The organism is Kineosporia sp. NBRC 101677 (assembly GCF_030269265.1).
GTDB classification, from domain to species: Bacteria; Actinomycetota; Actinomycetes; order Actinomycetales; family Kineosporiaceae; genus Kineosporia; species Kineosporia rhizophila.
Map to the genome: position 1 here is coordinate 396,712 of NZ_BSTA01000006.1, position 18,706 is coordinate 415,417.

Here is an 18,706-nt window from a genome sequence, read left to right on the forward strand (position 1 = left end):
GTGACGATCCAGGAACGCCGGATCGAGGGCCCGCACGGCGAGATCCCCCTGCGGATCTACTCCCCGGGCGGGCCCTCCACCGGTACGACCGAGGGTCTGGGGCTGGTCTGGCTGCACGGCGGGGGTTTCGCCGCCGGCGACCTCGACATGCCCGAGAACGACTGGGTGGCCCGGCAACTGGCCCAGCGCGGCGTGCGTGTGGTCACGGTCGACTACCGGCTCGTGCCCATGCCGCAGGCCGTGAGCTCACGCTGGACGGGCGAACCCCCGCAGGCCGACCGGACGCGCCCGAACCACTTCCCGGTCGCCTCCGAGGAGGTCACCGCGGCCTGGGTCTGGGCGGTCAACCACGACACCGCCCGCACCTGGGCCCTGGGCGGCGCCAGCGCCGGGGCCAACCTGGCGGCCGGCGCGGCCCTGCGCCTGCGGGACCGGGGCGGGCCTGCCCCGCGCGCCCTGCTCCTGGTCTATCCGGTCGTGCACGCCGAACTGCCGCCCCTGTCGGCCGAGCTCCGGGCCAAGGCCGAGGCTCTGCCGGAGGAAGCGGTGTTCGGGCCGGAGACGGTGCGCGCGATGAACCTCAACTACGTGGAAGACCCGGCCCAGCTCGACCAGCCCTACGCCTTCCCCGGCGGCCACGAGCTGTCCGGCCTGCCCCCCACGTTCGTCCTCAACTCCGACCACGACACCCTGCGGGCCTCGGGCGAGCAGTTCGGCGCCGAACTGGCCGCGGCCGGGGTCGACGTCACGGTGATCCGCGAACCAGGCGCCCGGCACGGCCACCTCAACACCCCCGACGAGCCCGAGGCCCAGCGCAGCATCACCCGCATCGGCGACTGGCTCACCTCCCCCACCCTCCTCGGCCGCGCCCACGAGAGGAACTGACCCCCTGCCCCGAGCGGCCGGCGGGCTCGACGGCGTCCTTCATTGGCGGTTGGGTCTTCACCATGACGGTGAACCTGATCCTGCTGGCGGTCGGCGTGCTGCTCGGGGTGAGCACGGTCTGGTTCGGCTTCGGGGGCGGGTTCGTGGCTGTGCCGGTGATCGCCTGGGCGCACGGCGGTGACGGGGCCGAGGTGCTGGGGGTGGCTACGTCGACGTCGTTGCTGATCATGCTGGTCAACGCGTTGGTGGCCACTCTGTCTTCACGTCGTGAGCTGCTGGCCCGCATCCGCCCGGCGCTGGTGGTGTGTCTGGCGGTCGGGGGCGCGTTGGGGGCCCTGGCCAATCCGCTGGTCAACGGCACCGTGCTGAAGTGGGCGTTCGTTGCCTACATCGCCCTGACGGTGCTGGACATCCTGTTCCGCCCGGGCTTCGTGCACCCCAGCTCCCCCACTGACCGTAAGGCACCGCCGTCCATAGGTATCCCGATCGGCGCCGTTGCCTCGTTCCTCGGCGTAGGGGGCAGCGTTCTCACCGTCCCCGCCATGCGCCGCTCCGGCGTTTCCATGGCTGATGCGACGGCGCTGGCCAATCCCCTGACGTTCGCCATTGCCCTGCCGGCCACTCTCGTCGCCCTCCTGTCCACCCCCGCTGCCGACGACTCCGGACGTCTTCTGGTCGGTTCCGTCGACGTCGTCGCCGCGCTGTGCCTGCTCGTCTCGGCGATCCCGGTGGTGATCGTGCTGCGCCTTCGCCGGGTTCCGGTGCCGGACACCGTGCACGCCTGGGCCTACCTGGTGCTGCTGGTGATCTCCGGTGCCGCGGTGGCGCTTCGGTGAAAGAATCCGGGGGCAACGGCTATCGAGGAGCATGTGTGAGCGGGTTCGACGAGTACACCCAGCAGTTCGAGGAACCGTCCGGCTACTTCAACTTCGCCAGCTACGGGCCGCCTTCCCGGCCGGTGGTCGAGGCGCTCTCGGGAACAGCGCAGGCGGCTGCCGGCGGCGCGGCGGGGCTGCACGACCACGACGAGCGGGCGCTGGCCGCGGTCTCGCGGCTGACCGGCTTCGACCGGGCGGGCTGCCTGCTCACCACCAGCACCTCGGCCGGGCTGCAGCAGATCGCCTTCGGCCTGCGCGGGGCCGACGTGCTGGTCAGCCGCGACGAGTTCCCGGCCAACCTCTACCCGTGGTGGCACGCGCAGGAGGCGGGGCTGCTCACGGTGCGCCACGTCACCCGCGAGCGCCCCGACGTTCCGGTGCGCATGACCGCCAACGCTGTCGCTGAGGCAATCACCCCGTCCACCACGGCGGTTGCGGTCAGCGCGGTCGATTTCCGCACCGGCTACCGCGCTGATCTGGCCGCGCTGCGCGACGTGATCGGGGAGCGTCTGCTGATCGTGGACGGCATCCAGGGCTTCGGCGTGCTGGATCAGGACTGGCAGCTGGCCGACGCGGTGGTGGTCGGCGGGCAGAAGTGGCTGCGGGCGGGCTGGGGTGCCGGTTTCATGGCGCTCTCGGAACGTGCGGTCGACCAGCTCGAGCCGATTCTGGGCGGCTGGACCGGGGTTTCGGATCCGGGTGACTACGACGGTCAGCCACACACTCCTGCGGGCGGCGCGAGCCAGCTCTCGGTCACCTACGCCTCGCCCTTCACCTCCGCGGCTCTGTGGGCGGCGCTGGAACTGCTCGAGTCGGCCGGGGCCCCGGCCGTGGCCAAACAGGTGGCCGAGTCCGCGAGCCTTCTCACGTCCGGCCTGAGGTCGGCTGATGTGGAGGTGCTTTCACCTCGTGATGAGGAGAACCGGGCGGGAATCGTTGTGGCCCGGGTGGATCAGGCGGCTTCGGTGCGGGATCGGCTCGCGCAGGAAGGTTTCACGGCTACGGCCCACGGCTCCGACCGGATCCGGCTGAGCGTGCACGCCACCACCAGGGCGGCGGCGATCGAAGAGGTCTGCCGTCTGCTCAGGAACTGACTTCTCCTGTTACTGACGGAACGCTACGAGGTGTCCCTTGGCGATGGCATGGATCAAACCACCTTCTCCGGCGGCCATTCGATCGATGCGGGGCAGGAGCCGCGGGACCATGGTGTGGCTGCCGGAGCGGTCGACCACCATCAGTGAACCGTCGGCGAAGGCGAACCAGGCCCGGCCGCCGGCCCGGGTCGCGGCGGTGAGAGCCCCGTACGAGTGGGTCCTGACCGCAGCGACGAGTCCGCGGTCCAGGTCGACGACGGCGATCCCGGCGCTGTCGAACAGCCACAGGGTTCGGTCGGCGAGCAACGGCGGGACCGCCCGAACATCCCGGGTGTGCTGCCAGAGCACCTGCGCTCCGTGCACCGGGTCGAGCACCATTACTGTCCTAGGGCCGCTGAGGAACGCGATCCGGCCGCCGGGGCCGGCATCGTACGCGGCATCACCATCCGGGATCCGGATGGGCTGCGGCAGAGACCATTCGGCCAGGACGGTGCCGGAAGAGGCCATCATCAGCAGCACGGATCGTTCAGTACCGGCCACCAGCACTGCCTGATTCTGGCCAGGTCGCCCCAACCGGAGCGGCAGCGGCCAGGCCAGGGGCCCGAGGTCCACCAGCGGCGTCTCGTCGAGCGGCAGGCGATCGCCGTTGACGAGCGACAACCGCATCAACGGCCGGTATCCGCGCCAGCCGCCCACGAAGACCACGTCGGCGCTGACCGTGACGTGGTAGCACCAGCTCAGACCGGGCGTGGCCCACAGCCGCTGCCCGGTCGCCAGATCAAAACAGTGCAGCACTCCGGCCTGGCTCAGATAGAGGCCACGGTCACCCGCGACGACGGCGGTACCCCAGCAGTCCTCGACGCGCTCGTCCCACCGGGGTTCTCCGCTGAGCGGATCCAGCCCGACCAGGCGCGAGTTGCGTTCCGCCACAACGACAGAGCCCTCCGACACTGCCATGGCCCGTGAGGACTGGTGCAGGCACCGAGACCACAACACATCACCTGGCGCGCCCGTCATCGTTCCATGATTGCATCGCTACGCCGCGGGTGGTCGCGAGCCCGAATTTGCCCATGCCCCGATCTCGACCGTGCTGGCGGCGCCCAACACCCGGATCCAACCGGCTCCCTATTGTTTTAGGACGTTTCTGGTCACCGACAGCAGGCGCAGTCGCCTTCGGTGGTGGTGGCCACCGGGACACAGCAGGCATCGCCGCGCCAGGCGTCGCGGCCCTCCTTCAGCGCCACCAGGGCGATCACCAGAGCTGCGACCGGGTCGGCCCACGACCAGCCGAACAGGCTGTTCACGGCCAGGCCGGCCAGGAGCACCGCGGAGAGGTAGGTGCACAGCAGGGTCTGCTTGGAGTCGGCCACGGCGCTGCGGGAGCCCAGGGCCCGGCCGGCCCGGCGCTGGGCCGACGACAGGAACGGCATGACCACCAGCGACAAGGCGGCCAGGATCAGGCCGGGCGTGGAGTGTTCGGCCTCGGATCCGGCGGTCAGGGTGCGCACCGACTCGAAGCTGATGTAGGCGGCGAGCGCGAAGAACGACAGTGCGATCAGGCGTAAGGCGGTGCGCTCTCGGGATTCCGGGTCGCTGGCGGAGAACTGCCAGGCGACGGCGGCGGCGGACGAGACCTCGATCACCGAGTCCAGCCCGAACGCGATCAGGGCCGTGGACGAGGCGAGCGCACCGGCCGTGATGGCGACGACGGCCTCGATCACGTTGTAGGTGATGGTGGCCGCCACCAGCAGGCGCACTCTTCGTGTGAGCCGGGCCTTTTCGGCCGGGGAAGGGCCCAGGGTCAGACTGGTCATCAGCAGCAGCCCTCCTCGTCCGAACTGGGGCAGGCCGCCGGATCGACCGCGAGCACCAGGCCGAGCAGGTCGCCCAGGGCGTGACCGATGCGCCCGTCGGCCAGTTCGTAGCGCGTGCGCCGGCCGTCGGGCACCGCGACCACCAGGCCGCAGCCGCGCAGGCAGGCCAGATGGTTGGACAGGTTCTGCCGGGTGACGCCGAGGGCGTCGGCGAGTTCGCCCGGGTAGCCGAATTTCTCACGCAGGGCCAGGAGGAGTTTCGCACGCGTCGGGTCGGACAGGGCGTGACCGAAGCGGGCGAGGACCTGGCCGTGCGTGAGCGTCTCCACCCGGCCAACGCTACAGCGAATGCTGAATACAGCAAAGGCTGAACTGTCAGGCACTGGTCCTCTGCCGGCCGCCGACCAGGGCGATCAGCGCGCCCGCGGCCAGGATCACGGCCAGAGCCGCGTAGCCGTAAACCAGAGCCGAAGCGGCCGCGACACCGGCCACGAGAAGGGGCCCACCGGCGTCTCCAAGTTCGCGTCCCAGTTCGGCCGAGCCCATGGTCTGGCCCATGCGCTCTTCCGGGGTGGACGCGGCCAGGGCGGCGAAGCCGAGCGGCGTCACCATGCCGGTGCCCGCGCCGATCAGCGCGGCGGCGATCAGCACGCCGGCCAGGCCCGGCACCATGGCGAACGCCAGGCCTGCGGCCGCGACGAACAGCCCCGTAAGCAACCCCAGACGAACGGTGAGGCGCCCCTCGTCGAGGAGCCGACCCGTCCTTGGTTGGACCACTGCCGCTGTGGCCGCCAATACCGACACCGCCGCGCCGGTCGCGATCGTGCCCAGACCGGCGGCTGCGCCGGACACCGGTAAGAAGCCGACCCCCGCCGAAAGCGCGGCCGTAGCAGCGGCCAGCGAGGCCGTGGGGCCGAGGAAGGCGCGGTCGGAAAGGCGACGGGCCAGGTCGGCGAGGGTCTGACGACGACGGGGCAGCGGCTTGATGTCGGGCACCGCCCGCCAGGCCCAGACTGCGACGACGGCGCCGCACAGGGCCATCACGGCGAAGAGCAGCCGTAGACCGCCGGCCCAGACCAGCACCCCACCGAGCAGCGGGCCGAGGGTGTAGCCGATGGACTTGTAAAAGCCGTAGCTGCCGAAAGCCCGCCCGCGCTTGGCCGCCGGGTTGATCAGCGCCACCAGGGCCGAGGCGGAGGGCGAGAAGGCCGAGGCCGCAGCCCCCTGCCCGAGGCGGGCCACCCACAGCCACGCCTGGCTGTCGGCGACCACGTAGACCGACGAGGCCGCAGCGAACGCCACCAGCCCGCCCAGCAGCACCGGCTTGGCGCCGATCCGGTCCGACAGGGCCCCGAAGACCGGTTTCAGCACCACCTCGGCCACGTCGTACAGGGCCAGCAGCGCGCCCAGCACCAGCAGCGAGTTCACCGCGTCGTCGGAGAAACCGCCCAGGTTGGCGGCGATGCCGTGGGCGCCGAAGGCCGTGGTGAAACCGGCCGCGTACAAGGGCCACATGGACCGGTTCACGAGGTACTCCCGTGCAGAGCTGCGAACACCTTCTCGGCGTAGTCCTCACAGGCCTCGGCGCACTGCTTCAGCCGGACCGCCGCCTCGTCGGCGGCCGGGGCACCGAACACGTCACGCACCGAGATGTCGCGGTGCCAGCGCCGCAGCCGCTCCAGGCTCTGCTCCTCCTCCTCGAGCTCGGCCAGGGTGAACTTGGCCACCCGGATCTCCTTGGCGATCTCCTGCTCGAACTTGAAGCAGTCGGCCAGGAACTCCTTCCACTCCTCCGAGCGCTCGGCGGTGAACATCTGCTGGAAGCGCTCGGCGTCCTCAGCCGTGCGCCCAGCGGCCTGCAACGTCACACTCACCCCGGCGGCGCGCTCGGTGAGGGCCAGGGCGCGTTCGACCCCGGCCGTGAACACCGGCACGTCGGGCGCGGCCCAGATGCCCTGACCGAGCGAGAGCGCGCCGACTTTGCGCAGCTCACGCCACACCGCCACCCGATGCCGGGAGGGCTCGGCGGGCAGTCTGACCACCAGGATCAACCATGGGACGTCGCCTGTCACAGCAGTAAATGTAGCAGCCGTTACATTCACCTGGGCGACTTGGCGAACCGGCCTTGTACATGCCAGGTTTGTGTCGTTCACCCGATCTCGGATACAAGACCGGTGGGAGTTCTTCGCCCGCGGTCGAGCGGGCTTCGGCGAACGGACGGAAGGAGCGCGGGGTGAGTGCCGCGTCATGACCACGTCCGGACACCAACGGGCCGGCGGAAGACTGCTGGCCGATCGATACCGCATCGGTGACCTGCTCGGCCGCGGAGGCATGGGCGCGGTCTGGACGGGCTTCGACGTCCTCCTGCACCGCGACGTCGCCATCAAGGAACTGATGCCCGCCGCGGGCGTCAACCAGCAGCAGCGCGACGACCTGAACCTGTGGATGCTGCGCGAGGCCCGGGCCGCGGCCCGGATCGACCATCCCTCGGCCGTCACCATCTACGACGTGTTCCAGGCCGACGACCGGCCGTGGATCGTCATGAAGCTGCTCACCGGCCGCAACCTGTCGGAGATCATCAAGGACGAGGAGCCGATCCCGCTCACCCGGGCGGTCGACATCGGCCTGGACCTGCTCGACGCGCTGGAGGCGGCGCACCGCGCCGGGGTCCTGCACCGGGACGTAAAGCCGGGCAACATCATCGTCACCGACAGCGGCCGGGCGGTGCTCACCGACTTCGGCATCGCCCGGATCACCGACGAGACCACGCTCAGCAACAGCGGCATGTTCGTCGGCTCACCGGGATACATGTCCCCCGAGCGCGCCCGCGGCGAGAGCCCGGCGTTCTCGTGCGACCTCTGGTCTCTGGGCGCCACGCTCTACGCGATGACCGAGGGCATGCCCCCGTTCCGCCGCCAGTCGGCCGTGCTCACCCTGACCGCCGTGGTCAACGAGCCCGCGCCCACCCCGCGCAATGCCGGGCCGCTGGGCCGGGTGATCGCGCAGATGCTGCAGAAAGACGTGGCCGCCCGCCCCGACACCGCGGCCACCCGGCAGCTCCTGCGCCAGGCCCGCACAGAGCTGCGCGAGGCCGGCGCCCGCGCCCGCGTCGTACCGCCCATGCTCGGGCTGCCCACCAAGTCCGCCCGTAAGACCGCGGCCGCCGCGCCCCCCGTCGTGGGTGAGACCGTCGCCGACGGTGTGAGCACCCCGGTTGTCAGCGAGGCCTCCGCTGCCCCGCCTGTTGAGAACGATGCTGCGACACCAGAAGTGGTGCAGCAGGCCGACGCGCCGGAAGCCGCAGCCGCAAGCCCTGTAGCTGAGGCGGCGGCCGGTATCAGCACGGCCGGCCAGGATGAAGCCGACCAGAGCGGGGCACAACGCGACACCGGCTCGTCCGACGAGTCCAGAGCGGGCAGTGACGCGAGCGCGCTGTCCAGGAGTGGGAGTGAGGGGAAGCCTGCCTCGTCCGGCCCGGCCGGAGCTGTTGCGGGTGCCGTGATCGGGGCAGCCGCCGCGGTGGGCGAGGCTGTCCGAAAGACCACTCGCGCCGAGGATGCGCCCGGAACCGCCGACGAGGCGAGCGCTGCGGCTGATGCGGACGCTCAGGCCCAGGACGACGCGTCGAATGCGGGCTCACGAATCCCCGACGAGGATGCTCCGGACGCCGGGGCTGAGTCCGGTTCAGCGGGCACTGCCTCGACCGGTGATGCCCCGGCCAGCGCAGCGCCAAGTTCTGCAGCCACCGCCGCGGACGGTTCTGCCCCCGCGCCCGAAGTCACCTCTGCCAAGGACATTCCCGAGTCTGCTGCTGCGGCCGGGGAGGCCGACGGCGATCCCGACGCAGACGCAACGCCGGCTTCCGACGCCGAGCCAGTCAGCACACCGACTGCCGTCTCGGGCGCAGCCACTTCACCAGAGACCGACGCCCCCAAGGCCACACCGGACGGCGACGCCGCTCCCGAAGCCCCTGCTGCGAAGTCGGCCACCCGAACAAGCTCACCCCAGGCACCTGCCGGAGCGAGCACCCCCGAGCCACCCGCGGCGGGCACACTCGCGTCTCCTGCGGGCGCCTCCCCCGCGAACGCCGTAACCGCCACACCCGAAGACGCTGCCGATCCGAGCGCGTCCGGGGCCGGCGAACAGGGACCGCGGGAGGCCTCGGCGGACAACGTCGTATCCGAGAAAGCGCCCACGCCGAGCTCACCCGACACCGACAACAGCACCGACACCGACACCGACACCAGCACGGGCACGGGCACGGGCACGGGCACGGGCACGGGCACGGGCACAGGCACGGGTACCGACACCAGCACCGGCACAAGCACGACCACCGACACCGGCACAGGTATCGGCACCGGCACAGGTATCGGCACCGGCACAGGTATCGGCACCGGCACAGGTATCGGCACCGGCACAGGTATCGGCACCGGCACAGGTATCGGCACCGGCACAGGTATCGGCACCGGCACGGGCACCGACACCGACGCAGGCACGACCACCGGCACCGACACCGGCGTAGGCACGACCACCGGCACCGACACCGACGCAGGCACGGCCACCGGCACCGACGCAGGCGAGGCAGCCACCACGTCGAACGGCGCCTCATCGGCCACCGCCTCAACGGGCAAGGACACCGCCCCGGCCACCACCACGGGCCAGGACACCCCGGCAGTCACCACGTCCAAGGCTGCCCCGGCCGTCACCGCCAAGAACGCATCGGCAGGTACGCCCGAACGCAAAGACGCACCCGCGGGCGGCAAGAGCCCCCGAGCCGACGCTGCCCCCGCAGCCAAGGCAACCGCTCCCCGGGCTACGACTGCCGGAACCGCGGCTGCCTCGGCCGCCGCAGCCCCCACTGGATCCGCCCCCACTGGATCCGCCCCCACTGGATCCGCCCCCACTGGATCTGCCCCCACTGGATCTGCCCCCACTGGATCTGCCTCCGCGGGATCTGCCCCGGCGCCCCGCCCCGAGGCCACCGAGGCCCTGACCACCGCCCCACCCAACGCGACCACCCCGTCCGCAATCACCCCGCCCCCGGCCACCCCGACACCGGCCACCGCACCTCCGGGGGCCACATCCGGACCTGGGAACGCGCGCAGCCTTCCCCCGGAAGGGCGCCGCTTCCTGGTGGTGCTGGCGATCGCGGCCGTGCTTGCGTCCATCGCCTTCGCCCTGTTCCAGCTGCAGCCCGACGATCCGGACGAGACCCCTGCTGCCGAACCCACCATCAGCGCAACGGCGACCGACGGGGAGAAGCCGGCGCAGACGTCCTCTGCTTCGCCCGAAGACACGAGCGCGCCCGCCACCACCACGGCGGCCGAGCCCACCACGCCCAAGGCGAGTGCGACGTCCTCTGATCCGGATGCCCTGCCCGACGGTTTCGCGGTGCGGAAAGACCCGACCGGCTTCAGCGTCGCGCTGCCGAAGGGCTGGGACCGCTCGACCAAGAACAGCAGCGTGTACTTCCGTGACCCCGACAGCGGCGCCTACCTGCAGGTCGACACCACCACTGAACCCAAGGACGACGCCCTCAAGGACTGGCAGGCGAACGAACCCTCGGTGCGGCAGCGGCTCCGAGATTACGAGCTGATCAGTCTGGAGCGGATCAAGTACCGCGACTACAACGCGGCCGACTGGGAGTACACCTGGACGACGTCCAACGGGAACCCGCTGCACGTGATCAACCGGAACATGCGGGTGAGCGACCAGCGGGCCTACGCCCTGGTGTGGTCGATCCCGGAGGGGGACTGGAAGTCCCGCCTGGACGACTTCGAGATCGTCACGGAGACGTTCAAGCCCGCCAAGTAAGCAGGGCCGGCAGGGCTTGGGAAGTGCCGTCGTCCTGAGTCAGCGTGACGATCAGCCAGAGCACGCTGACCACGACGATAAGCGCGCCCACCAGGAACGCCCAGGTGATCAGGGCGTTCAGGAACGGGGTCAGCCAGACCGGCAGCCCGCCGCGCCTCAGATCTATCCCGGAAGGCGGGCTGGCCGGGGCAGGCGGGCGCTGGCGGGGTAGCTCACCGGGGCCCACCACTGCGGCGGTCTTGCCACTGCCCGGGCACGGTTCCACGGCCCACTCCTCGGTGCCCTGCGAGCGATTGTGCTGCGGCAGGTACTCGCCGTACTGCTCCAGGTAGAGCGGCTGCACGTGGGCAAGGCAGTCCCGGCACCGGCGCAGGTTCGGCTGGAAGTGCAGCGTCGGGTTGGCCGGGCAGGGTTCGCCGTCGATGCCGACGTGCGCAGGCAGCGCAGTGCCCAGTTCGTCGACGGTGGCGAAGCGGCGCTCACAGACACCACAACGCACAACGGGACGGCCGTTCAGGGCCAGGGGGCTGGTCGGCAGGACCGAGTCAGGGCCCAGGGGTGTCACGGGTCGGACCCTCCGTCAGACGTCGCGGGCCGGCGTTCGCAGGCCTGTTCCGGCTGTCGGTCGGCGCCCTCGGGGGCGACGTGAGCGCAAGCCACCTGAACAGCCCAACACCAGAGGACGTCGGTTGTTGCCAACCTTTCGCAACAAGACTAGGTTCGTTGTTGCCAAGAGTTCGCAACAGGAGGACGAAGTGGCCGACTACTCCCTGCCGGAACTGCCGTACGACTACTCCGCGCTCGAGCCGTACATCTCCGGCAAGATCATGGAGCTGCACCACTCGAAGCACCACAACGCCTACGTCACCGGCGCGAACACGGCGATCGACCAGCTCGCCGAGGCCCGGGAGAAGCAGTCGTTCGGGGCCCTGGGCGCCTACGAGAAGAACCTGTCCTTCCACCTGGCCGGGCACGTGAACCACTCGGTGTTCTGGCCGAACATGTCGCCCGACGGCGGCGACAAGCCCACCGGCGAGGTGGCGGCCGCGATCGACGAGTTCTTCGGCTCGTTCGACGCCTTCCAGGCCCACTTCACCGCCAACGCGCTGGGCATCCAGGGCTCGGGCTGGTCGATCCTGACCTACGACGTGATCGCCAAACGGCTGCACATCGTGCAGCTGTACGACCACCAGGGCAACGTGGCCACCTGCATGGTGCCGCTGCTGATGCTCGACATGTGGGAGCACGCGTTCTACCTGCAGTACACCAACGACAAGGCCAGCTACGTCAAGCAGTGGTGGAACATCATCAACTGGGCCGACGTACAGGCCCGGTTCGAGCGGGCACGCAGCCAGACCGCAGGTCTGATCGTCCCGTGACCAGGTTCCTGCGGGCGGGTTGAAGGCTTAGCAACCCGATCCGCAGGTTTCGGTTGAGGGCGGCGCCGGGACATGGGACCCGCACGCCGGCGCCTGGGCGCCGGAAGCGGGCCCGGCGCCGTCCTCAATTCTGTCGTTCTGCCCCTGGACTCGTAGGCTCGGGCGCCGTACAAGTCCCAGGAGGTCCACCCCCATGTCCCAGCCGTCCGCCCGGGTCGTCGCCGACTCGATCAGCCCGTCCGGCGTCCGCCTCACCACGATCGAGGCGAAGATGCACCGCTACGTGCTGGCCGAGTTCAACACCCACCGCGTGTTCTCGCGGAACTCGGCCAGCTCGCGGGCCATCCCGGTGGCCAAGCAGATCGCGGCCGTGCAGGACGATCCGGCGCTGCCCCTGGAATGGGGTGCGAACAAGCCGGGCATGCAGGCGGCCGCGCCACTGCAGGGCGAGGATCTCGAACTGGCCCAGAAGGCCTGGCTGCGCGCCCGCGACGCGGCGGTGGCGGCCGCCGGTGAACTACTGGCCGCCGGACTGCACAAGCAGATCAGCAACCGCCTGCTCGAGCCCTTCATGTGGCACACCGTCATCGTCACCTCCACCGAGTGGGACAACTTCTACGAGCAGCGCTGCAGCCCGCTGGCCCAGCCCGAGATCCGCGCCTGCGCCGAGGCGATGCGCGCGGCCATGCAGGCCTCCACGCCGGTCGAGTTCGAGGCCGGGCAGTGGCACACGCCGTACGTCGGGGACGACGAACAACTGAAGCCCGAGGACGTCCTCAAAATCAGTTCCGCTCGCTGCGCCCGCGTCTCGTACCTGACGCACGACGGAATTCGTGACACCGCGAAGGATCTCGAGCTCTACGATCGGCTGGTCTCGGCAAAACCCATGCACGCCAGCCCGTTGGAGCACGTGGCCCGCCCCATCACCGCCACCGAGAAGCAGCTGGGCAACCTGCGGGGGTGGCGTCAGCTGCGGCACGACGTCGAAGTCGGCCCCTGAGATGGCCACGCGGACCAGGCAGGACTTCCAACGCTTCGCCGATTCCGCGGCCCATGCCGAAAACCCTCTCTATCAGAGGGTTGCCCGGGCGCTGAGCGAGTCCGACGAGGCTCTGGCCGTGGTCGAAGGGGCGCCCGGCCGTAAACGACGACCCGCCCTGGTCTTTGCGGCCCTTCACGACCTGGCCCTGTCCGGACGGGCCGAACCGCTGGCCCGGGCGTACGCGGCCGACGATGCCGAAGCCGCCGCACCGGCAGCGATCCAGGCTCTGCTGTCGCACCCCGAGCACGTGGTGGAGCTGCTCGGCCGCCGTACCCTGCAGGCCGACGAATTCGGGCGGTACGCCGTGCTGTGGCCGGTGATCGCCGAGGCAGCCCACCGGGCCGGCGCCGAAACGGTGGGTCTGGTCGACGTGATGTGCTCGGCCGGCCTGAATCTCAACGTCGGCCGCGTCGGTATTGCCTACAGCAACGGGCAGTTCTTGGGAGACGCGACGTCTCCCGTCCAGCTTGCGGCCTCGGTAGTGGGGAAGGCTCCGTTGCCGACCTGGCCGATGCCCAGAGTGGCCGCTCGCGTAGGCCTTGACCCGGATCCGATCGACACGAGCAAACCTGAGGACGCCCGCTGGCTGCGGGCCTGCGTCGAGCCGTCCCAGCGCGAGCAGCTCCGGCTGCTCGAGGCCGAACTCGACCTAGCGGCCACCGATCCCCCGGTGCTGGTGAAGGGCGACGTTCTCGACACCCTGCCCACCGCCCTCGCCCAGGTGCCCACCGACGTCCTCCCGATCGTCCTCACCACCTGGGCCCTCAGGGACCTGGCCCTCGACGACCGGCTACGCTTCCTGCACCGCCTCGACGAGGCCGCCGCCACGCGTCCGCTGGCCTGGATCTCGGTGGAGGGCGTGGGCGTGGCCCCGGCCGTGCCCACATTCGGCGACCGGCGCGCCTCCGGGCACAGCATCATCGGCCTGGCCCTGCTGGAGGGCTCGAAGATGCAGGTCGAGGCGGTGGGCCGGAGCTGGTCGCAGGGGCGGATGCTGAGCTGGACCGCGGGCTAGAGCAGACGCCCATTGCCTGATTAAGTGGTGCCGTTCGCAACCCCCGAGTGGCAAGGACGCTGACGTACCCATGCTCTACGGCGCCGACTACAACCCCGAGCAGTGGCCGGAACACGTCTGGGACGAGGACGTGGAGCGGATGCGTGAAGCCTCCGTGACCACCGTCAGCCTGGGCATCTTCTCCTGGTCCCGCCTGCAGCCGACGCCCACCACCTGGGACTTCGACTGGCTCGACCGGGTGATCGGCAAGCTGCACGAGGCCGGGATCGGGGTCAACCTGGCCACCGCCACGGCCTCCCCGCCGCCGTGGATGAGCGTGGAGCATCCCGACGTGCTGGCAGTGGACGAGAACGGCGCTACCTACTGGCACGGGTCCCGCCAGCACTACTCCCCCGCCTCACCGACCTACCGCCGCCTGGCTGCGCAGCTCGTCACCAAGCTCGCCGAGCGCTACGCCCATCATCCGGCGGTGGTGATGTGGCACGTGAACAACGAATACGGATGCCACCTGCCGTCGGAGTACTCCGACGCGGCGCAGACTGCTTTCCGGGGCTGGCTGCAGAAGCGCTACGGCGGCGTCGCCGAGCTGAACGAGGCCTGGGGCACGGCATTCTGGTCGCAGCGCTACGGCCAGTGGGAAGAAGTCATGCCCCCGCTCAAGGCCCCCTACAGCCGTAACCCCGCCCAGCTGCTCGACTATCACCGCTTCATGAGCGACATGTGGCTCGAGTGCTACCTGGCCGAACGCGACATCATCCGCGCCGCCGGGGCCACCCAGCCGATCTCGACAAACATGATGGGTGCCTTCAAGCCCGGCAACTACCAGTCCTGGGCCCCACACATCGACGTCATCACCGATGACTGCTACCCCGACCCGCTGGATCCGCAACGCCCGCGCAACACCGCCTTTCAGCGTGACCTGATGCGCTCGCTCAAGCCCGGCACCCCGTGGCTGCTGATGGAACAAGCAACGGACGCGGTGAACTGGCGACGTACGAACGTCTCCAAACAGGAGGGCCAGCTGGCAGCCGAGACCGCACAGTCGGTCGGCCGTGGGGCCGATGGCATCTTCTACTTCCAGTGGCGCCAGTCCCGGGCCGGTGCCGAGAAGTTCCACTCGGCAATGCTTCCCCACGCCGGTACGCGCACCCGCACCTGGCAGGAGGCCTCGGCGCTCGGTGGGCAGCTGGCCGCCCTGCCGGAACTACCTCAACCCAAGGACGAGGATGCGCGGGTTGCGCTGGTATTCGACTGGGAGAACTGGTGGGCGATCGAAAACCCCGACCACCCGACCACGCTCGACTACCTCAGCCTGGTCCGTGAGTGGTACGGAGCCCTGCACCGCCGCGGCGTGATGGTCGACATCGTGCCGCCGGAACAGGTGAGTGACCGCCACCACCTGGCCATCGCGCCATTCCTCTACCTGCTGCGCGACGAAGGTGCAGCCGCCCTCACCCGGTTCGTCGAGTCCGGGGGTGTGCTGTGCGCCGGCCCGTTCAGCGACATCGTCGACGCCAACGACCGCTTCCGCCTGGGCGGCTTCCTACAGCAGCTCGGCCCCGTCCTCGGCGTCGGCCTGGAAGACTTCCGCGCCCTCCCCCTGCCCAGCGCCACCGCCATCGCTGAGCGCGCCGGTACCGCCGAGATCGAGTCAGGCGGTGACCACCCGAGCAGCAGCGACCACGTGGAGCTGGACCTCACCGACGGCTCCACCCTGCGCGGCACCCACTTCGCCGAGGCCCTCTGGGCCGACGACGCCGAGGTGCTCGCCACCTTCCGCACCGGCCCTTCCGCCACCCGCCCGGCCCTCACCCGGCGCGTGCACGAATCCGGCGGTCAGGCCTGGTACGTCGGCACCATGCCCGACCCGGCCGCCCTCGACGCCGTGATCGGCCGCCTCCTGCGCGAAGCCTCCGTCGCCCCGGTGATCGAGAACCTCCCCGAGGGCGTCGAGGTCGCCCGGCGGGGAGACGTGGTGACGGTCATCAACCACGGCCCTACGGCTGCAACCGTGAGCATCCCCGGCACAGAATTGCTGACTGGGGAAGAATTTGGCTCCCGGGAACTGGCTCCTCAGGAATTCGCCTTCGTGAAGTCGGCGATCACCTCATGAGCTCACCAGCCCGCTGAATGCACGATCTGGGCGGCCGCCCCGGCGATCTCAGCGTCGGGGCGGGCCCACAGCGCATCCAGCCAGGGGCCGGAGAACAGGCCGACCAGCGTGGGGTTGCCGTCGGCCGCGGTGGCGTCGAGCCACTCGCTGACCGAGCCCTCGTCCGGCCCGTGGATCCGGTAGTACCCGCTGGTGTGCTCGGGCCAGAAGCGCTCGTCGAAGCGCAGGATCACCTTCTCCACCCGGCCCATGCCCAGGCGGCCGAGGGCGGCGCGGTGGGCGGCCGGTAGGGGCGGTTCGAAATGAATGACGTCGGCGGCCAGTACGTTGACGGGTGCGGTGACGATGATCGCGTCAGCGCGGTGGTCGATGGCGAGCCCGGTCAGGTGCACACCGTCGCTCTCGACCCGGATGCTCTGCACCGGGTGTCCCAGGCGCACGTCCAGCCCGTCGGCCAGGTGGTCCACCAGGAGCCGATAGCTGCCGGTGATCCACGCGTCGCCTTCGCCCACGCCGGCCTCGAAGCCGTGGCGGGCGCTGAGCCACTCCAGCGGGGCGCCGGTGTCCATGGTGATCTCGGCGTCCACGTACCGGCGGATGGCCAGCGGCGTCCAGGGTTCGGGGCTCTGCAGCCACTCGCTGAGAACGTCGGCCACCGAGGCCCCGGCGGGAGCAGCCTGCAGCCGGTCGTGCAGGGCCTGCTCGAGCCCAGCCTCGGAAGCGACCGGCCCCGGTTCGCGTGGGTCGTTGAAGTCGGTCACCGTCGTGGTCAGGCCCAGGCGCTCGGCCAGGCGAGCCAGCACGTTCTCGTCGTACTGCTGCAGCCAGTTCGCCCCCAGGTCGAAGGTGCAGCCGTCGAGGTCCACCCCCGCGGTGCGCCCGCCCAGCCGCTCGCGAGCCTCGAACACCTGCACCGACACTCCCCGGGCCATTAGCTCGCGGGCCGCCCCCAGCCCGGCCATCCCCGCGCCGACCACCGCCACCCGCCGGTGCCCGAGCTCCGCAGCCCAGATCCCCGCCTCGACACCCTTCTCATACGCTCCATGGGTCATACCCGAGCGAGTGGGATGGGTCGCCTCCCCGGCGATCCGCAGGCGGGTGCCCACCGGCGTCCCCAATTGAACCCTGTCGGCCGGACTGCCGTGGCGGCCGATCAGACTCCAGGAACCGCGTGACCAGGGGTCTTCACCCCAGCGGGACACGGCGTAGGCGACGGGCACGATCGGCATGGTTGGGAAGCTAGCGCCCGCAGCGGGTGGATCCAAGCGCTTATGTTCGCAGGGCGAGCGCCGCGGCCCCGTGGTTGGCTGGAACAACGGACGTCACCTATCCCCGAAAGGAAAGCCGTGACCCGCTGGACCGTCGCCGCTCTGTCGGCTCTGATGCTGCTGAGTGCATGCGGCGACGACGAGAGCCCGAGCCGCCCACCGACGTCTTCAAACACCCCGACCATGGAGTGCAACGACTACCTGATCGTGACGGTGCGGGGCACGGGTGAGCCCCTGGACGGCTCGAACCTGCTCGGGCCGGTGGCCGAGCAGATCGCCGCGGCCCATCCGGGCCGAACCAGGCACTACGACGTGCCCTACCCGGCCAGCGCCGAGTCGCTCAGCACTGCTCCCGGAGACGCCTACTTCGGTGAAAGTGCCGACGATGGCGTGCGTCTGGTACTGAACGAGCTGAACTCAGCAGCCGAGCAGTGCCCGCAACAACGTTCGGTGGTGATGGGGTTCTCGCAGGGCGCTCTGGTGGTCGGGGACGCCCTGATCAGCCCCGATCGGCGCGATGCCGGTCAGGACGAAGCGGAACTCGACTCAAGAGCAGCCGAGAACGTTGCAGCTGCGGTGGTTTACGGCGATCCGCGGTTCGTGGGTAGCGAGCCGTTCAACGCGGGCACCTACGACCGCAGCGTGAACGGGATGCTGAGGCCGCGCTCGGCCGGCGATCTCGACGCGTTCGCCGGCCGATTGCGCAGCTACTGCGTGGCCCACGACTTCGTCTGCCAGTCGGGCGGCCAGTTCGATCCGCACATCTCCTACTTCACCAATGGCATGCGCGACGAAGGGGCCCAGTTCGTGCTGGCGCGGCTCAGTGCGACAGCTTCACCTTGATCAGCGCGATGACCGCACCGGTGACAGCGATGCCGATCCCGCTCCACAGCGTGGCGGCCGAGGTGCGGCGGCCACTGAGGCGCTCGACGGCCAGACCGGTGGCGGCCAGGCGCAGGATGACCAGACCGGCGGCGGCGATCTCGGCGGCCAGCGGATCGAAGCGGTGCAGCGCGAGTCCGGCGAAGATCAGGGTGGGCGCCACCCCCGAGCTGAGAATCGGCACTGCATCGCGGATTTCCTGGCGCAGGTGCCCGGCGTGCTCGCGTGGGGTGCGGCCCAGTCGCTCACCCACGTTGTGCGCGAAGATGTGGGCGATGTAGGTGGTCAGGACCGCGGCGAGCACCACCAGCCAGGACTTGTCGTGGTCGTGCGCGCCGACGGTGCCGATGACGGCCGCCAGCACCAGGATGTTGCCGTAGACGTAGGCCGAGATCCGACTGCGGGCGCGGTCTTCGTCGAGCGGCTGGTCTGCGGGGAACTGCCGGCTCAGCGGCCCGAACACGGGGCGCTGCTCAGGGGTCTGCAACTCCGTCATGATCGAATCGTAGGGACGCATCGGAC

General features: G+C 70.2%; 17 protein-coding genes. 9 read left to right on the forward strand and 8 right to left on the reverse strand.

The window, feature by feature from the left end:
• From QSK18_RS19875 to QSK18_RS19885, 3 genes are all read left to right on the forward strand, one after another.
• Positions 1 to 885, forward strand: coding sequence for an alpha/beta hydrolase fold domain-containing protein (locus QSK18_RS19875; RefSeq protein WP_285621552.1), 885 nt, complete (start codon positions 1 to 3; stop codon positions 883 to 885).
• A 62-nt stretch (positions 886 to 947) separates the two neighbouring features.
• Positions 948 to 1,721, forward strand: a complete 774-nt coding sequence (locus QSK18_RS19880; RefSeq protein WP_232809502.1) for a sulfite exporter TauE/SafE family protein — start codon at positions 948 to 950, stop codon at positions 1,719 to 1,721.
• A 35-nt stretch (positions 1,722 to 1,756) separates the two neighbouring features.
• Complete coding sequence (locus QSK18_RS19885) at positions 1,757 to 2,857, forward strand: aminotransferase class V-fold PLP-dependent enzyme (RefSeq protein ID WP_232809501.1); 1,101 nt, start codon at positions 1,757 to 1,759, stop codon at positions 2,855 to 2,857.
• Positions 2,858 to 2,866: 9 nt separating this feature from the next.
• On the opposite strand, the gene QSK18_RS19890 is transcribed toward QSK18_RS19885, so the two are convergent.
• The 5 genes from QSK18_RS19890 to QSK18_RS19910 all read right to left on the reverse strand — a co-directional run bounded on the left by QSK18_RS19890 (position 2,867) and on the right by QSK18_RS19910 (position 6,743).
• Positions 2,867 to 3,874 carry an outer membrane protein assembly factor BamB family protein gene (locus QSK18_RS19890; RefSeq protein WP_285621558.1) on the reverse strand — a complete coding sequence of 336 codons (1,008 nt, stop codon included), beginning with the start codon at positions 3,872 to 3,874 and terminating at the stop codon, positions 2,867 to 2,869.
• 131 nt (positions 3,875 to 4,005) lie between these two features.
• Entirely contained in the window at positions 4,006 to 4,671 is a 666-nt protein-coding gene (locus tag QSK18_RS19895; protein ID WP_232809499.1) for a cation diffusion facilitator family transporter, read from the reverse strand.
• Positions 4,671 to 5,000 (reverse strand): ArsR/SmtB family transcription factor, encoded by a 330-nt coding sequence (locus QSK18_RS19900; RefSeq protein WP_285621562.1) that lies wholly within the window; start codon positions 4,998 to 5,000, stop codon positions 4,671 to 4,673. The genes QSK18_RS19895 and QSK18_RS19900 overlap by 1 nt, the downstream gene beginning before the upstream one ends.
• Before the next feature lie 46 nt (positions 5,001 to 5,046).
• A complete protein-coding gene (locus QSK18_RS19905; RefSeq protein WP_269809774.1) occupies positions 5,047 to 6,186 on the reverse strand; it encodes an MFS transporter in 1,140 nt (379 codons plus the stop codon).
• An 8-nt stretch (positions 6,187 to 6,194) separates the two neighbouring features.
• Positions 6,195 to 6,743 carry a Chromate resistance protein ChrB gene (locus tag QSK18_RS19910; RefSeq protein ID WP_232809496.1) on the reverse strand — a complete coding sequence of 183 codons (549 nt, stop codon included), beginning with the start codon at positions 6,741 to 6,743 and terminating at the stop codon, positions 6,195 to 6,197.
• A 175-nt stretch (positions 6,744 to 6,918) separates the two neighbouring features.
• On the opposite strand from QSK18_RS19910, the gene QSK18_RS19915 reads away from it, so the two are divergent.
• On the forward strand, positions 6,919 to 10,485 hold the full coding sequence (locus QSK18_RS19915; protein WP_285621567.1) for a serine/threonine protein kinase: 3,567 nt from the start codon (positions 6,919 to 6,921) through the stop codon (positions 10,483 to 10,485).
• Here QSK18_RS19915 and QSK18_RS19920 read toward each other — a convergent pair.
• The gene (locus tag QSK18_RS19920) at positions 10,469 to 11,050 is read right to left on the reverse strand and encodes a hypothetical protein (protein WP_285621570.1); all 582 of its coding nucleotides are present in this window, start codon (positions 11,048 to 11,050) and stop codon (positions 10,469 to 10,471) included. The two genes, QSK18_RS19915 and QSK18_RS19920, sit on opposite strands and share 17 nt — an antisense overlap.
• 190 nt (positions 11,051 to 11,240) lie before the next feature.
• Here QSK18_RS19920 and QSK18_RS19925 point away from each other — a divergent pair, with 190 nt between their 5' ends.
• From QSK18_RS19925 to QSK18_RS19940, 4 genes are all read left to right on the forward strand, one after another.
• Positions 11,241 to 11,864 carry a superoxide dismutase gene (locus tag QSK18_RS19925; RefSeq protein WP_232812672.1) on the forward strand — a complete coding sequence of 208 codons (624 nt, stop codon included), beginning with the start codon at positions 11,241 to 11,243 and terminating at the stop codon, positions 11,862 to 11,864.
• Positions 11,865 to 12,057: 193 nt separating this feature from the next.
• A complete protein-coding gene (locus QSK18_RS19930) occupies positions 12,058 to 12,864 on the forward strand; it encodes an FAD-dependent thymidylate synthase (RefSeq protein ID WP_285621573.1) in 807 nt (268 codons plus the stop codon).
• A 1-nt stretch (position 12,865) separates the two neighbouring features.
• Positions 12,866 to 13,921 (forward strand): DUF2332 domain-containing protein, encoded by a 1,056-nt coding sequence (locus tag QSK18_RS19935; protein ID WP_285621575.1) that lies wholly within the window; start codon positions 12,866 to 12,868, stop codon positions 13,919 to 13,921.
• Between the two features lie 70 nt (positions 13,922 to 13,991).
• Positions 13,992 to 16,034, forward strand: coding sequence for a beta-galactosidase (locus QSK18_RS19940; protein ID WP_285621577.1), 2,043 nt, complete (start codon positions 13,992 to 13,994; stop codon positions 16,032 to 16,034).
• Between the two features lie 2 nt (positions 16,035 to 16,036).
• On the opposite strand, the gene QSK18_RS19945 is transcribed toward QSK18_RS19940, so the two are convergent.
• Complete coding sequence (locus QSK18_RS19945) at positions 16,037 to 17,263, reverse strand: flavin monoamine oxidase family protein (RefSeq protein ID WP_285621582.1); 1,227 nt, start codon at positions 17,261 to 17,263, stop codon at positions 16,037 to 16,039.
• 117 nt (positions 17,264 to 17,380) lie between these two features.
• Between QSK18_RS19945 and QSK18_RS19950 the strand changes: the two genes are divergently transcribed.
• Positions 17,381 to 18,145: a cutinase family protein gene (locus tag QSK18_RS19950; protein ID WP_285621585.1), complete on the forward strand. Its 765-nt coding sequence runs from the start codon at positions 17,381 to 17,383 to the stop codon at positions 18,143 to 18,145.
• Here the strand turns inward: QSK18_RS19950 and QSK18_RS19955 are convergent.
• Positions 18,123 to 18,680: a hypothetical protein gene (locus tag QSK18_RS19955; RefSeq protein WP_232812666.1), complete on the reverse strand. Its 558-nt coding sequence runs from the start codon at positions 18,678 to 18,680 to the stop codon at positions 18,123 to 18,125. The two genes, QSK18_RS19950 and QSK18_RS19955, sit on opposite strands and share 23 nt — an antisense overlap.
• Positions 18,681 to 18,706 lie beyond the last annotated feature (26 nt).

What these genes read in the sequence shown, in the direction of transcription:
- QSK18_RS19880 (WP_232809502.1), top strand. Translation starts at nt 948, where the DNA reads ATGACGGTGAACCTGATCCTGCTGGCGGTCGGCGTGCTGCTCGGGGTG.
- QSK18_RS19890 (WP_285621558.1), bottom strand. Translation starts at nt 3,874, where the DNA reads ATGACGGGCGCGCCAGGTGATGTGTTGTGGTCTCGGTGCCTGCACCAG.
- QSK18_RS19895 (WP_232809499.1), bottom strand. Translation starts at nt 4,671, where the DNA reads ATGACCAGTCTGACCCTGGGCCCTTCCCCGGCCGAAAAGGCCCGGCTC.
- QSK18_RS19905 (WP_269809774.1), bottom strand. Translation starts at nt 6,186, where the DNA reads ATGTGGCCCTTGTACGCGGCCGGTTTCACCACGGCCTTCGGCGCCCAC.
- QSK18_RS19915 (WP_285621567.1), top strand. Translation starts at nt 6,919, where the DNA reads ATGACCACGTCCGGACACCAACGGGCCGGCGGAAGACTGCTGGCCGAT.
- QSK18_RS19930 (WP_285621573.1), top strand. Translation starts at nt 12,058, where the DNA reads ATGTCCCAGCCGTCCGCCCGGGTCGTCGCCGACTCGATCAGCCCGTCC.
- QSK18_RS19935 (WP_285621575.1), top strand. Translation starts at nt 12,866, where the DNA reads ATGGCCACGCGGACCAGGCAGGACTTCCAACGCTTCGCCGATTCCGCG.
- QSK18_RS19940 (WP_285621577.1), top strand. Translation starts at nt 13,992, where the DNA reads ATGCTCTACGGCGCCGACTACAACCCCGAGCAGTGGCCGGAACACGTC.
- QSK18_RS19945 (WP_285621582.1), bottom strand. Translation starts at nt 17,263, where the DNA reads ATGCCGATCGTGCCCGTCGCCTACGCCGTGTCCCGCTGGGGTGAAGAC.
- QSK18_RS19955 (WP_232812666.1), bottom strand. Translation starts at nt 18,680, where the DNA reads ATGACGGAGTTGCAGACCCCTGAGCAGCGCCCCGTGTTCGGGCCGCTG.